This is a genomic window from Staphylococcus marylandisciuri, assembly GCF_025519785.1.
Taxonomy (GTDB): domain Bacteria; phylum Bacillota; class Bacilli; order Staphylococcales; family Staphylococcaceae; genus Staphylococcus; species Staphylococcus marylandisciuri.
This window is the reverse complement of the sequence record NZ_JAOPKZ010000006.1, coordinates 20,657-34,715: the sequence shown is the minus strand read 5'-3', so window position 1 is coordinate 34,715 and position 14,059 is coordinate 20,657. Positions and strand designations below refer to the sequence as shown.

Below are 14,059 nucleotides of genomic sequence, written 5' to 3'. Positions count from 1 at the left end.
ATGGCAGTACAAGTTCTTATAAATTTATTGCTTTCACTCTTCTGGTTACTTGTGACAGGCAGCTATACTATTAACAACGCCCTCTTAGGTTTTATACTGGGATTATTATTAGTTTACTTTATGAAAGACATACTTCCTGGAAGATTCTATATCATAACATTATATAAAGTAATTAAGCTTATTTTCGTGTTTCTTATCGAGTTAATCAAAGCCAATATTGATGTTATGCGCATCGTCCTTCAACCTTCATTGAAGAATGAGCCAGCATTCTTTACATACGACACCGATTTGAAGACAGACTGGCAAGTTGTTCTACTATCCAACTTAATTACTTTAACTCCTGGAACCATCGTTGTAGGACTAAGTGAAGATCGTCGTCAAATTTATATTCATGCTATAGATTTTGGTGAAAAAGAAGAGGAAGTAGAAGGTATTAAATCATCTCTTGAAAAGGTAGTAAGAGAGGTGGGTGAGCAATGACTTACAATATCATCATTATTATAGCGTTAGTGATAGTCGTTATTTCTATGGTAGCGATGCTGATTCGTGTAATCCTAGGCCCTTCACTCGCAGATCGCGTAGTAGCTATCGATGCTCTAGGTCTTCAGCTCATGGCTATCGTCGCACTCTTTAGTATGCTCTTAGACATACAATATATGATCGTCGTTATCTTACTCATCGGTATATTAGCTTTCTTAGGCACAGCGGTATTTGCAAAATATATGGATAAAGGCAAGGTGATCGAGTATGATAAAGACAATCATCATTAGTATAGCGCTCATCTTAGTAGTCTTAGGCGCATTAGTAAGTGCTCTTGCCGCTTTAGGTATCGTACGCTTAGACGATGTATATTCAAGGGCACACGCAGCTGGAAAAGCAGCCACATTGGGTGCCATGTTAATGTTATCTGGTGTCTTCTTATACTTCATTGGCAAAGAAGGTTACGTTAACATGCAGCTCATCATCGGCATCCTATTCATCTTGATTACAGGACCATTATCAAGTCACTTAATCATTCAATCAGCATATAAGTTACGAACCCCGTACACCGATCGCACTAAAAAAGATGAAATTCGAGAAGGTATGAAAGATTAACGTTAACGTTCATAGGTAGTTTGAAATTATTCTATACCTCATTGAAGTTAAAAAGTCGAAAATCTCAAGGCTAGATTTAAATTGACGAATATTACTGTTAGGTGCTGTAACAGTCTAAATATGATAGATATAGATAACGTACAATTAATCCTAGAAAGGGAGCGGGACAGAAATCTTTTTATTCAAATTAGATTTCTGTCCCGCTCCCATTATTAGCACCGTTATTTTTATCTGCCTGTATTAATTCTAAACCGGAAAGTCGTAGTGGCTTTTTCTATAATACTTTTGCGAAGCCTATGGATTTATTTTTAAATTAGATGGGAGAACATCTTAATCATGATTATGGTCTATCTATTATAATCATCGTACTAGCTATTAGATTAATCATGTTACCTTTTATGTTATCTCAAACTAACAATAGCCAGTTTATGAGAAAACTAATAATAAACCAAGGACTGTTAAAAAATTAAACTTCTAAAACAGTATTGTTTTTTATTGCAACCGTTTGCTATATTAAAAAAGGAGTTGATTAATTATAATTTTATTATTAACGGTTTTAGCAAATTTAATAATAACATTGATTTTTAAAAAGTCTTTAGAAAGCAAGGTTGGAGATCAAGTTAATTACTTTATGGGTCTGAGAACTAAAAATTCAATGAGAAATGAAAGGAATTGGAAATTGACTCAAGAATTTTTTGTTAAATTTAGTATTAAATTTAGCTATTGGTTTTTACCTTTAGGGGTAATATGGACTATTTTTGACTTAATATTTAGTATTTCTATCACTTCTTTAATAATACAATTCATTCTATTTATCATTTTACTTATATCCACAATAGTAATTACTGAAAAAGAGGTTAAAAAAATTATCGAATAATAACAAAAAGATGATCTTACACTCACTAAAACCACTATGCTTTTTATATCCCCATTTCTTGTTTATTTTTTAATATTTTTTAGTTCTATATTAAGTATAATGCCTAATAACCCTATTAAAGATAAAACACAGGTAATTAATGCTTCTGTCTTTAGAATACTTCCCCAAGGATGGGCTTTTTATAATAGAAGTCCTAGAGATAATACATATAGAGTGATTAATACAAAAATATGACGCGATTATGCCGAGAAAATTCATTGATCGTTGAGAAGAACCCTTAACTAAACTGTAACGGCAAATGTCGGGATAGCGTGAGCTATTAACCCGACGAGTCGACAGCTTTCGGTTTTGTTAAGGGTTCAGAGGCTCAAAGTCAATGAAGCAATTGGAATAAATGTATTAGCACTCAGTAATTATATAGATAAAAAAGCAACCACGAATGTGGTTGCTTTTTTTCAGCATCTCGGCAGTAGATGACTGATTTGAAAACGCGCTTGTATCAAGCTTTTTTCAATTCTAGTCATCTTTGCCGGGACGGGACGACGAAATCTTTTTATTCAAATTAGATTTCTGTCCCTCTCCCTAGCGTGCTTGAAAACCCTTATTGCTTCTTGAGTTCTTTTATTGCAATGGTCCCTCTCATTACACTAATTAAGCGTTCTGCATCGTCTTTAATATCTATATTCCATACTTGCGTAGTCTTACCTTCATGTACAATTCTTGCCTCAGCGTACACTGTACCCTCAGTTGCAGAACTGATATGATTTGCATTCATTTCTAAGCCTAATGGGATATAACGTTCTGTATCAATGATGTGGGCAGCTCCAATTGAACAAGCTGTTTCTCCAAGAGCTAAATTCGCTCCACCGTGTAAGTAACCAAAGGGTTGCTTTACTTTATCAGTTACTGGCATCGACATAATAATATGACCATGAGATTCTTTTTCTACTTTCATATTTAATGTTTCCAACATATTCGTCATTTCTACCGCCCCTATTTAAATATTATAAGACTAGAGTATCATTGCAGCTATTGTACCAAAAATAATTAACGGTACATTGTAGAAAATGAAATTGGGTATACACGTGTCTCGAATATGATCGTGTTGCTCATCAACATTTAGCCCCGCTGTTGGTCCTAATGTCGAATCACTTGCAGGAGACCCTGAGTCTCCTAAAGCACTTGCTGTACCTATAACTGCTACAAGCGCCATCGTACTTAAGCCTAACGTTTCGCCTAAAGGGATAAATAAAGTTGCTATTATAGGTATTGTGGCAAACGAAGAACCAATCCCTAAAGTAACTACTAAACCTATGACATACATGAGAATAATACTCATTAATTTATTATCACCAGCAAATGTACTTAAACTATTTACTAGAGAAGATATTTCGCCCGTCTTGTTCATCACGCCAGCGAAACCATTTGCACTTAATATAACTACACCGATATAAGCCATAATTTGAATTCCATCGATAAATTTCTTATCTAGCTCAGACCATTTATAAGCTCTAGAAATAAAGAAGATAAGAACCCCAGCCAATGCCCCGAAGATCATCGAATCAGTGAGCGTTTGAACTATAAATGTTGCTAGAATAGCTATTACTGTAACTATCAGTGTATAAGGTTTAATTTCTATATTCTCAACTTCTGCCAAGTCTTTTTTCTGTATATATTTACGTGGCTTACGATAGTAAATTAAACCAAAAATCAAACCTACAATATAGCCCAGTGAAGGTATAATCATAGCTTTCCAAACGAGGTTGATGTCGATTGGGTGGTTCGCTTTGTCAAACCCTTTTGCTATAATTTGGTGGAATATCTGTCCAAACCCATAAGGTAACAATACGTATGGGAAACATAAACCGAAACCTATGATTAATGCAATTTGACGTCTATCCATCATTAATTCATTAAATAAACTAATAAGTGGTGGTACCACAATTGGAATAAATGCGATATGTACTGGAATTAAGTTTTGGCTCATCACGCTGAGAACTAATAACACGACTACAATCATGATCTTTACACTTACTCGAGAAAGCTTACTATTCTCAGCTTTGATAGCTTTAATAATCTTATTAACAAAATAGTCAGTAATACCACTGTAAGATATAAGTGCTGCAAATCCCCCGAGTAACGCGTAACTCAAGGCGACTTCTGCCCCATCTACTATATTCTTACCAAATACTGTAATAATCTCTTCCACTGACATGCCTGCTACAAGGCCGCCAACTAAACCACTAATGAATAAACTAATCACTACATTTAACTTACATAAACACAAAATAATCATTAATACTACAGCAATAAGTACCGCATTTATCATCCTATACACCTCTTTACTACATTATCGAACTAAAGTAATATAGTTGCTATACTATCAATGGATGTTGCCCTTGTCAACACTAATTTGAAATAATAAAGAAAAGTTTGTAAATTTAATTATCACTTGTCATTGATTGCGTCATTCAGTGGAAAGAAAAAAAGAGAGGGAAACCGATCACTATTAAAGTCATCGTTTCCCTCCTGCAAGAAGAATAACTAGAGCGTTCGTAACCAAGATACAATGGATGGAATGAGAAACCCTGTCGGCCCTGCCGGCCCATTATAACTTTCCTTGGACGAAGTTGCAGGCCCCGCGATATCGAAATGAAGATGAGGAGTAGCACCAGCAAAGTGAGCAATGAAGGATGCCGCAAATAAAGCTTTACCTTGACCATTCGTATGATTAACTAAGTCAGCAACATCAGATTGACGAATGTTCTCTTGTTCAGTTTGAGTAATAGGTAATTCAAATGTAGGCTCGTCGTACAAGGCCACATGCTTTAAGATATCATTTAATGGTGTCCCAGCATTATTCTTAAACACGGCAGCTTTATCCTCTCCTAGAGCTACAACAGCCGCCCCTGTTAACGTTGCGAAGTCCAAGATGCATTGCGGTTGAAATTGGCTAGCATAGAATACCGCATCCCCAAGTACAAGCCTACCTTCAGCATCACTATTTAAGACTTCGACCGTCTCACCATTTAATGCAGTAAAAATGTCATCCGGTTTCATAGCAGCGTCACTTATCATGTTTTCAGCTATAGCTAATATACCAACGATGTTCACTGGCAACTCGAGCTTAGCCGCTGCTGCAATCATTCCTAGCACATTAGCAGAACCACACATGTCGTATTTCATAGTCTGCATGCCTAGTTTAGACTTAATTGAGTAACCTCCAGAGTCATAGGTTATACCTTTGCCTACCAATGCAATTGGAGGATTCTCTTTATCCCCACCGTTATACGATAAAGTAACTAAGCGCGGTGAGTGCTTTGAACCCTTGCCAACTCCATGGATGAGGCCGAAACCCTCTTGTTGGATGGCTTCACCACTTTTAATATCTACGTCTATGGCTGTACCGTGAAAGTATTCTGCAATCTGTGTTGAGTAATATTGTGGAGTAAGAATATTAGGAGGCATATTACTAAAGCGACGTGCTAGATTAATACTCTCACCGAGATATCGACCGCTTCTAATAGACTGCTTTAAAGCACTATCTCCAGTATGTACGTGTAACAGTAATTTATAAGGTTGTGCTTTATTAGATTTGTAGTTATCAAATTCATAAACTGAACGTTCTGCTTGTAACCCTAGTATTTCAGCCACATTGTCATAACTCATATTTTTATTGTAAAAGGATTCAAATAGCAATGATCCTTCTGAAATATGTTCTTTCTTTAAATATTGAAATAATTTACCAAATATTTTGAAGTAATCACTATACTGTAAGTTTTTTAAATTACCTAACCCTACAGTTAATAAGCGGTGATTTTTATTATTGAAGCGATAAAACGTTGAACATACTTTTCCTAATTGAGAGCCCACTATTTGTTGGTGTTTTAAAAATTCTAACTCCTCGATGATGTCATTACCTTCAAGTTCAACAGCACCTAACTGATTTAAGTGGTCTGGCAAACCTATAATCAATATCTCTGAAGCTAAATCTGTAGTATTTTTAATATTTAATTCCATTTGTTTCCACCTAACTATCTAATATTATAAAAAAAGAGTGGAACTGAAATAACTGTGTACGGAAGTTATTTCATAGTCCCACCCTTATAAGGGTGATGAGAAATAAATAACGTTCACCACGACTTAATATTTCTCATTGTTCGCTACCCTTTGATATGGTCTGTAAGTATATCTATCATTTCTTCTTAATAGTAGAGAATAATTATTAAAATTTACCTTTTTTGAATGCTAGACCTACGCCACCTAATTTAAATACGGCACGTGTGTCGATCACTTTCTTCATAAATGCAGCTTTTTTACCTTTAATGTCACGGCCATAAACAACACCTACGCCATCTTGTGAACCTAATGAGCAAACAGTACCACGATCTACGTAGTTAAATGGTGTAAGAGCTTCACCGCGAAGGATATTCTTGATATTCGCTGCAGCATGTTCACCTTGTTGCATTGCAATTTGAGCTGTAGTTGGAAGTGGACGTTCCTCACCTTCAGGAATAAATGCAGAGCAGTCACCGATTACGAATACTTCATCATGACCCTTAATAGTTAAGTCTTGTTCGTTAACGATGCGTCCACGTTTAACTCCTTCGAAAGCATCGTCCATGATGTGGTTACCACGAACGCCAGCAGCCCATACAACTGTATTAGCTTCAAGTTGTTCTTTCTTACCATCAACTTCTACGACGAAACCTTTTTCATTAGCAGCTACGATAGGCGTTGCAATCTTGAACTCAACACCTCTTTCTTCTAAGTAGCTCACAGCATGGTTAACGAGCTCGTCTGAGAACTGTGGTAACATTTTTGGAGCTGCCTCTACACATGTAATGCGAACACGGCTCTGTTCAACGCCGTATTTATTACATAATTCAGGAATGCGTTCAGTGAGTTCACCTAAGAATTCGATACCAGTGAAACCAGCACCACCAACTAGAATGGCAATATCTTTGTTATCTTTCTCTTTTGATGAAGCATAATTAGCAAATTTATCTTCAATATGACGAGATAACTTGCGTGAAGTTAGGACATTCTCAATTTGGAAAGCGTAGTCTTTCATACCTTCTATACCAAATGTTTCACTTTCAAATCCAAGTCCTACTACTAAAATATCGTAGTCAAATACTCCGACATTTGTTTCTACTTTTCGAGCATTACGATCAATTTTTTTAACTTCTGCTTTAACAAAATTGACTTTATCTTCATCAATCACACTTTGTACTGGATAAAGTACGTCTTCATAGCTACGTGTACCAGCTGAAGTTTCGTGAAGCCAAGTTGATTCGTAGTGGTAATCATTTTTATTAATTAATGTAATCTCTGCTTCATCTTTATCAAGTTGTTTTTGTAGTTTAGTCACAGTTTGTAAGCCTGCGTATCCAGCGCCAAGAACTAAAACTTTTTTACGAGATTGAGCCATTTTATTCACCTAAGCTTTCGTTATATTTTTTACGTCTTTTTAATCAACAGTGTGAAGACCATCCGCCAAATCGGTGTTCAAAGTGGTAAGTTAGTTAAAACCACTGTAACACTGTTTATTTATCTACACACTATTTTGTTACCCTAGTTTTAATAAACAATTCATAAAAAAGACATTTTTCATCCACATATAATATTATAGTTTTTGATGTATCATTTCAAGCACTTATACAGTAACTATAGGCTATAATATAAGAAATATAAAAATGACTAATATAGAGAGATTTAAATATACGTCATCTTATAATGGTCTTCAAAAGCTATAATTTACTGATCAAACCATCCTGACGTAAATTCAAAACTTGTTCTATATTAGTCACTATAAGTTATTTAACATTCTTCCGGCGTTCCAGAAACCTTAGCTGTTTTGAACGAACTGCCGCAACCACATGAAGCGATGGCGTTAGGGTTATCGATTTGGAACCCTCCACCCATCAGAGATTGTTTAAAATCAATAGTAGTTCCTTGTAAAACAGGTTTATCGTAATTGTCGACGAGTACTTTTAAGCCATAAAATTCAAGGACTTCATCATTTTCACCAGGTTCTTCTTCTGCAGACATTCCGTAGGTTAAACCAGTACAACCACCGCCATCAACTTTGATTTTTAAATACCCTTCAGGCATGTCGTTTTGTTCAAGCATATCTTTAACTTCGTAAGCTGCTGCTTTTGTTAATGTTACTACTTCCATCTTCTTTTCCTCCTTTACGGCTGAACAGGAATTATCTTTAACTTCGTCTCTCGAACTCTTTCATTGCTCATTTACGCTGAGTAAAATCGCTACTTCTCTCTTTCGAGTTCCTCGTTAAATCTTGTCCCTGTTCAGCCTCTCTATCTTACAGGAATTATCTTTATCTTCGTCTCTCGAACTCTTTCATTGCTCATTTACGCTGAGTAAAATCGCTGCTTCTCTCTTTCGAGTTCCTCGTTAAATCTTGTCTCTGTTCAGCCTCTCTATTTTACAGGAATTATCTTTTGTCCCGGTTCTACTCAAATCCTTAACGCTTTCGTCCCGACCTCATCTATTAAAACATCATCCAGGCTTCTTGTTGTTTCTCAATATGAGCGTATATATTACTCAATAGATTGTCTGGAGTATCACCTTCTACAACTTCACCGTCCACAAGTGCGTATAAGCTATTCGAACATATACCACAATTTTGCAGACAACCGTACTCCAGTACATCTACATTAGGATCTTCTTCTAATTTATTAAAAACATAGTCTCCGCCTTTAGCCATATTTGAAACACAGAATTCTACAAGTGGAAACATATTTCACCTTCTAACAAATAATCAGTTATTATATTATAACAAAAGAGGTTCACAGATGCCTACGTTATGTTTATAAGAATACGAGATTTTACTCGTCTTAGTCACATAGCTAAATAAACGATGATAAATTTTGGTTATAAGTCTAAATTCATTTGTCGTAGTTGTTTAAAAAGCTTATAATATATAATGAAAGATTTTATAGCTTATATTGGAACGTTTATATTTCTTACTGAGCGTGATGATAATTAGCGCGCTAGGATGAAGAGGTTTAGATAAATGTACTTCATTTATTTTAAGGCTAACATATATAACATTATTCTATAATTCCTAGTCAAAGCGAGTAAACATTCAATATAAGCGTTCAGTATAGCATAGGCATCACTATAGTGTGGGGCACAATTCAGAGAAGAGAGAAAACATAACTTCAAGAGGTTGAGACAAATAATTTAAAGAAATCTATCTTACATATTTCACACGTTTTTTAAATAGTTATCTAAGCTCCTCTGAATGACGAAATTAGTGATGCATATCATTTATTATTAAAGGGGTATTGAACATGAAAAATCTTGTACTGCTTGGTGGCGGCTATGGCAACATGCGCATTATGTCGCATATACTTCCATCTGCTTTACCAGAAGACTATTCATTAACATTAATTGATCGTATGCCATATCATAGTCTCAAACCAGAATTCTACGAGCTTGCTGCAGGGACGAAATCAGATAAAGATGTACGTATGAACTTTCCAGATTCACATCGCATTAATACTGTTTATGGAGAAATTACAGAGATCGATTTAGAGGACCAAATTGTTTCTGTAGGTAATACTAAAGTGGATTATGATGAGCTTGTCATAGGGCTAGGTTGCGAAGATAAATATCATAATGTACCAGGGGCTGAAGCGCACACTTTCAGTATTCAAACATTGTCTAAATCAAGAAAGACTTTCCATCACATCAGTGAATTACCGAACGGAGCGAGAGTGGGGATTGTCGGCGCAGGATTAAGTGGTATAGAACTAGCAAGCGAATTACGCGAGAGTCGAAAGGACTTGGATATCAACCTATACGATCGCGGCGAACGTATCCTACCTCGTTTCCCAGAAAAATTAAGTCGCTATATAGAGAAATGGTTTAAGAAAAATAATGTAACCGTAGTACCAAATTCAAATATTAATAAGGTCGAAGAAGGACGAATATTTAATAATGATGTGCCTGAAGATCTAGATCTCGTCGTATGGACCGCCGGGATCCAGCCTGTAGAGATTGTGAGACATTTACCAGTAGATATTAGTAAAAGTGGTAGAGTCATCTTAAATCAATATCATCAAATACCAACATATCAAAATGTTTATGTTGTAGGCGATTGTGCCGAATTACCTCATGCTCCAAGCGCCCAACTTGCTGAAGCTCAAGGTGATCAAATTGCAGATGTAATGAAGTTAAATTGGCAGAACAAACCTCTACCGGAGAAGATGCCTGAAATCAAAATTCAAGGTTTCCTAGGTTCTTTAGGTGAAAAACAAGGGTTTGCTTACATCATGGATCGCACAGTTACCGGCCGACTAGCATCTATATTGAAATCAGGAGTCCTTTGGCTTTATAAATATCATAATGGCTAAGCTATACTCTTGAAGTATTTAAAGTTCATTTGCACTAAATAACGTTAGTTGAAGTATTGAGATAGGAGTGAGACATACCGAATGAGTCGCGAGGTCTCACTCCTATTATTTCGTTAAAAAATTGTGACGCTTATTCAACATCTAATTAATGTCTCACACCCCTTTAGCACTATATTATATACCTTTCATCAATTACTCCCCTTTTAAAATGAAAGTAAGTCGTTTAATCATCTTCAACTTCAGGAAATCTATCTTTCATAAATCGCTTTATATCCTTTAATTGAATATAGCCATCAGCCACATATTCATCATTCATCGTTACTAAAGGGTAGAATAATTCTTCATCCTGTAGACGCTCGATAAATTGTTGATCGTGGTCTGATAAGTTCTCCGTATCTTGCTCAATATCAATATAAGTAAATTCAAAATGTATACTAGGATATTTACGTTTTAACAACGGCTGTAACCATTCATATATATTTTGAGATGTAGGAGCATTTACACAACTCGCGCATATCGTTTCTGCCCCGTATACTACAACACTAACCTTATTCATAAAGGTCCCCCTCTGTTTCACAAGATAGATTTTTTCGTTCATATCTATTATAATAAAGTAATAACAAGAATATGAAATAATATACTTGAAAGGAGGCATCTTGCATGCCTACAGAAAATGCAACGATGTTTGATCAAGTCGCAGAAGTAATTGAGAAGTTACGTCCGTTCTTATTACGTGATGGTGGGGACTGCTCCCTTGTAGACGTGGAAGATGGCATCGTTAAGCTTCAATTACACGGTGCTTGCGGTACATGCCCAAGTTCAACAATTACGCTCAAAGCGGGAATTGAACGCGCACTTCACGAAGAAGTACCTGGCGTTGTGGAAGTAGAACAAGTATTTTAATATATTAGATTTTTAGAACTGTAACATCGTTTAATTTAGAACTAATCCTATTTGAATACAGTCCAAATGACTAGCCCGTTGAGATGCTCGGCAGAAGCATTGCAACGGGCTAGTTAGTTTGCTCATATTTAAAAGCGACGTGCATTACAGACGTTCAAACCTATCTTTAAGATCTCGATGATAATTGTAATGGGAGCGGGACAGAAATCTTTTTAGTCAAATTTGATTTCTATCCCGCTCCCCTCCAGACTCCACAATTTATTTTATCAATAATTAGAATGGCTGCCTCATTATCTAGATCTGTGTTAATTAACCTTATTCACCCCGGTCTATCTATAAATGTCGTTTCCTAATACTATCCTTCACATTAGATTAAATTTATGTTCTGTTATAGTTTATATATGAAACGTCATCAACACACGATCTCGGTAAGATAGAACTATTAAGAGTTACGTTTTGACAATTAAATAGTATCAATAGAAATATTCTATTTATTTTCCGGTGGAGTTGTGTTTTTCTCAAGACTCTTTTGATAGTTGTATAGCTTTTCTATTGTTTTCAATCTAGCGTTATCTATACTAGTATTTTCATTTCTCAAGTCCTGAACAGTCTGATATGGTAAGCCTGTTGCTTTTGCTATCTGACTTCCATTTTGTAATTTAAACAATCTTCTTACATCTTGTTTCATACTTTCAAAATCCATATTAATCCCCTTTTCCATACAATCTAATAATAACTAACGTAGTTGCTAAATTTAATGCTGCACTTGTAAATGAGTTTCCAACAAACAAGTTAATCCATAGTAATATTATTAAAATTAAAGCAATTATTTTCATTTTTAATCAATGCTAGAACTTAAGTAGTAAATTAAAGGTCGAGGTAAAAGCATTTAGGATTTGAGCAGGGGGCCCCAACAAAGAGAAACTGGTAAACCAGTTTCTACAAGCACTGCGAGTTGGGGTGGGCCCCGACAAAGAGAAACTGGTAAACCAGTTTCCACAAGCTATGCAAGTTGGGGTGGGCCCCAACACAAAGAAACTGGGACATAATGTAATGTCTCAACCTCTTTCAGCATCTCGGCAGTAGATGACTGATTTGAAAACGCGCTTGTATCAAGCTTTTTTCAATTCTAGTCATCCTTGCCGGGACGGGACTACGAAATCTTTTTATTCAAATTAGCTTTCTGTCCCGCTCCCTCTTTCAACATCTTGGCAGTAGATGACTGATTTGAAAACGCGCTTGTATCAAGCTTTTTCAATTCTAGTCATCCTTGCCGGGACGGGACTACGAAATCTTTTTATTCAAATTAGCTTTCTGTCCCGCTCCCGAACCGTGAGCGTATCAGTCACCAATCCTACTTTAGGGACTTCGTTCATCGGTTTCCTAGTGTACATAAACTCTATAGCTCAACCTCAATAATTTCTCTTCTCGTCTTTCAGTACTTTGATGACAACTATTGTGGAAGCTACTGTCAAAACGATATTTACTATTTCTTTCGAAAGCTTCTAGCATTCCTTTACCTCCCTTTAACTTTCTATATATATTATATTTGAATCATCATGACCGCAACCCTTTTTAATTATATCAATTTTTTGCAAAAAAAGAGCACCGCACCAATTTTGGTACGGCCTCAAAATAAAAAGTGATTTAATTATAACTCGTAGCACCTTGATTAGCTAAATTGAGTTTTTTATTATTTTTACAATATATTATTTCTCTTTTTAACTTATGCAGCTTAATTTCTTCCTTTGACCAATCATTCTGCTAAACCTATAAATCTTAAAGATTAGTATTTCTTCGAGGTAATCTCAAATAGCTTCTCCTCTCAAGCTTTAGTCATTAACTTGCGTTTTCGCTTCGCCCCTTTGAAGCACCCCTTCTATATTATCTACACAGAGCTGAATCATGTTATCTCTAGTTTCTTTAGTAGCACTACCGATGTGAGGCAAAATTACTGCTTGCTCCATATCCAATAGTGGGTGATCCATACGTATAGGTTCTTCTCGCAAGACGTCTAGACCACATGCAGCTATTTCATTGTGTTTCAATGCTTCTACTAACGCCTCTTCATCTACAATCGGACCGCGTCCTATATTGATAAAAATGGCATCATTCTTCATTTGATTGAATGCTGCTCGATCAAATTTATTCTCAGTTTCCGATGTGAGAGGAGCTGTACATACGACAAAGTCTGATTCTTTAAGTAAAGTTTCAAAGTCCACATATCGAGCACCAAGTTCTTGTTCAGCTTGTAAATGACGAGAACGATTGTGATAGAGTATTGTCGTGTTAAATCCTGTCAGCCTACGTGCGTAAGCTTTACCAATATCTCCCATACCAAAGATACCTACTGTAGCACCATGTAAGTCTTTTCCAGCAAAAAGATAAGGGCCCCAGCTCTGCCACTTACCTTGCTTTACATAATCTTGAGCCTCAATTACCTTACGTGCTACACTGAGCGTTAATGTAACACCAAGTTCAGCAGTCGCCTCAGTTAACACACTTGGTGTATTGGTAACAATAACATCGTGACGTGACGCAAGTTGAAGATCTATATTATCATAACCTACGGCCATATTTGCTATTACCTTTAAATGAGGAGCTGCTTCAAATACCTCTTGATCTATGCGTTCACTTAAAGTAATCAAACATGCAGTGGCGTCTTTAATTTCTGTCAAAAACCGTTCTCTAGGCATTGGTTCATATTCAGAATTCCACACCTCAACTTCCCCTAAATTTTCTAATTGATCAAGAAATTCAGCAGGTATTTTACGGGTTACTACTATTTTCTTCATAC

At 36.0% G+C, this 14,059-nt stretch carries 16 protein-coding genes; 7 read left to right on the top strand and 9 right to left on the bottom strand.

What is annotated here, in order from left to right; translation table 11 throughout:
• The 4 genes from N9R04_RS04555 (at position 1) to N9R04_RS11445 (ending at position 1,972) form a co-directional block, all read left to right on the top strand.
• On the top strand, positions 1-480 hold the full coding sequence (locus tag N9R04_RS04555; protein ID WP_262855363.1) for a Na+/H+ antiporter subunit E: 480 nt from the start codon (positions 1-3) through the stop codon (positions 478-480).
• On the top strand, positions 477-770 hold the full coding sequence (mnhF1, locus tag N9R04_RS04550) for a Na+/H+ antiporter Mnh1 subunit F (protein WP_262855362.1): 294 nt from the start codon (positions 477-479) through the stop codon (positions 768-770). Before N9R04_RS04555 ends, mnhF1 begins: the two co-directional genes overlap by 4 nt.
• A complete protein-coding gene (locus N9R04_RS04545; RefSeq protein ID WP_262855361.1) occupies positions 748-1,095 on the top strand; it encodes a Na+/H+ antiporter subunit G1 in 348 nt (115 codons plus the stop codon). The genes mnhF1 and N9R04_RS04545 overlap by 23 nt, the downstream gene beginning before the upstream one ends.
• Before the next feature lie 631 nt (positions 1,096-1,726).
• Positions 1,727-1,972: an SdpI family protein gene (locus tag N9R04_RS11445; protein ID WP_373316342.1), complete on the top strand. Its 246-nt coding sequence runs from the start codon at positions 1,727-1,729 to the stop codon at positions 1,970-1,972.
• A gap of 601 nt (positions 1,973-2,573) precedes the next feature.
• Here the strand turns inward: N9R04_RS11445 and N9R04_RS04540 are convergent.
• The 6 genes from N9R04_RS04540 to N9R04_RS04515 all read right to left on the bottom strand — a co-directional run bounded on the left by N9R04_RS04540 (position 2,574) and on the right by N9R04_RS04515 (position 8,738).
• Complete coding sequence (locus N9R04_RS04540; protein WP_262855360.1) at positions 2,574-2,954, bottom strand: PaaI family thioesterase; 381 nt, start codon at positions 2,952-2,954, stop codon at positions 2,574-2,576.
• A gap of 30 nt (positions 2,955-2,984) precedes the next feature.
• The gene (locus N9R04_RS04535; RefSeq protein WP_262855359.1) at positions 2,985-4,301 is read right to left on the bottom strand and encodes a Na+/H+ antiporter family protein; all 1,317 of its coding nucleotides are present in this window, start codon (positions 4,299-4,301) and stop codon (positions 2,985-2,987) included.
• Between the two features lie 215 nt (positions 4,302-4,516).
• Positions 4,517-5,992, bottom strand: coding sequence for a M17 family metallopeptidase (locus tag N9R04_RS04530; RefSeq protein WP_262855358.1), 1,476 nt, complete (start codon positions 5,990-5,992; stop codon positions 4,517-4,519).
• A 205-nt stretch (positions 5,993-6,197) separates the two neighbouring features.
• Positions 6,198-7,406, bottom strand: a complete 1,209-nt coding sequence (locus tag N9R04_RS04525; protein ID WP_262855357.1) for an NAD(P)/FAD-dependent oxidoreductase — start codon at positions 7,404-7,406, stop codon at positions 6,198-6,200.
• Between the two features lie 389 nt (positions 7,407-7,795).
• Positions 7,796-8,155 (bottom strand): HesB/IscA family protein, encoded by a 360-nt coding sequence (locus N9R04_RS04520; protein ID WP_262855356.1) that lies wholly within the window; start codon positions 8,153-8,155, stop codon positions 7,796-7,798.
• 334 nt (positions 8,156-8,489) lie between these two features.
• Positions 8,490-8,738 (bottom strand): YuzB family protein, encoded by a 249-nt coding sequence (locus tag N9R04_RS04515; RefSeq protein ID WP_262855355.1) that lies wholly within the window; start codon positions 8,736-8,738, stop codon positions 8,490-8,492.
• 556 nt (positions 8,739-9,294) lie between these two features.
• Here N9R04_RS04515 and N9R04_RS04510 point away from each other — a divergent pair.
• On the top strand, positions 9,295-10,359 hold the full coding sequence (locus N9R04_RS04510; protein WP_262855354.1) for an NAD(P)/FAD-dependent oxidoreductase: 1,065 nt from the start codon (positions 9,295-9,297) through the stop codon (positions 10,357-10,359).
• Positions 10,360-10,582: 223 nt separating this feature from the next.
• On the opposite strand, the gene N9R04_RS04505 is transcribed toward N9R04_RS04510, so the two are convergent.
• Positions 10,583-10,915 carry a YuzD family protein gene (locus tag N9R04_RS04505; RefSeq protein ID WP_262855353.1) on the bottom strand — a complete coding sequence of 111 codons (333 nt, stop codon included), beginning with the start codon at positions 10,913-10,915 and terminating at the stop codon, positions 10,583-10,585.
• Between the two features lie 104 nt (positions 10,916-11,019).
• On the opposite strand from N9R04_RS04505, the gene N9R04_RS04500 reads away from it, so the two are divergent.
• Complete coding sequence (locus N9R04_RS04500) at positions 11,020-11,262, top strand: NifU family protein (protein WP_002472275.1); 243 nt, start codon at positions 11,020-11,022, stop codon at positions 11,260-11,262.
• A 487-nt stretch (positions 11,263-11,749) separates the two neighbouring features.
• Here the strand turns inward: N9R04_RS04500 and N9R04_RS04495 are convergent, their stop codons facing one another.
• Positions 11,750-11,965, bottom strand: coding sequence for a hypothetical protein (locus tag N9R04_RS04495; RefSeq protein ID WP_262855352.1), 216 nt, complete (start codon positions 11,963-11,965; stop codon positions 11,750-11,752).
• A 193-nt stretch (positions 11,966-12,158) separates the two neighbouring features.
• On the opposite strand from N9R04_RS04495, the gene N9R04_RS04490 reads away from it, so the two are divergent.
• Entirely contained in the window at positions 12,159-12,311 is a 153-nt protein-coding gene (locus N9R04_RS04490; protein ID WP_262855351.1) for a hypothetical protein, read from the top strand.
• Between the two features lie 783 nt (positions 12,312-13,094).
• Here the strand turns inward: N9R04_RS04490 and N9R04_RS04485 are convergent.
• Entirely contained in the window at positions 13,095-14,057 is a 963-nt protein-coding gene (locus N9R04_RS04485; RefSeq protein ID WP_262855350.1) for a 2-hydroxyacid dehydrogenase, read from the bottom strand.
• Positions 14,058-14,059 lie beyond the last annotated feature (2 nt).